The sequence below is a fragment of the Gluconobacter sp. DsW_058 genome (assembly GCF_002153615.1).
In the GTDB taxonomy this organism is placed as follows: Bacteria; Pseudomonadota; Alphaproteobacteria; order Acetobacterales; family Acetobacteraceae; genus Gluconobacter; species Gluconobacter cerinus.
Window position 1 is genome coordinate 1 of the sequence record NZ_JOPH01000077.1, and the last position, 356, is coordinate 356.

Sequence of the window (356 nt, forward strand, 5' to 3'; positions counted from 1 at the left end):
GATGCGGCGCATCTGCTTGAGTTTGTTGAACATGCGCTCGATGCGGTTACGGTCCCTGTAACGCCGCCAGTCAGTGTTTTGTGGAGTGCTGCGGCCTTTGCGTGATGGAATGACCGGCAGGATCCCATGCATCAGCAGATCCGGGCGGAAACTGTCACTGTCATAGCCCCGGTCGGCCAGCATGGCTTTGGGGCTCGGGACAGGCAGCGTCATCAGGGCGTCTGTGGCTTTGTAATCCGAGACCTGGCCTCCGGTAAGGACAAAGCCGAGAGGGCGTCCCTGAGTGTCACATCGGGCATGGATTTTGCTCGTAAAGCCGCCGCGTGATCGACCAAAAGCCTCCGAATGAGCCCCCC

At 59.8% G+C, this 356-nt stretch carries 1 protein-coding gene; it reads right to left on the bottom strand.

The genetic code is table 11. The annotated features are described in order from the left end of the window. Positions 1-356: IS5 family transposase (locus HK24_RS13250; RefSeq protein ID WP_143412344.1), on the bottom strand; the 356-nt coding region annotated here is incomplete at both ends.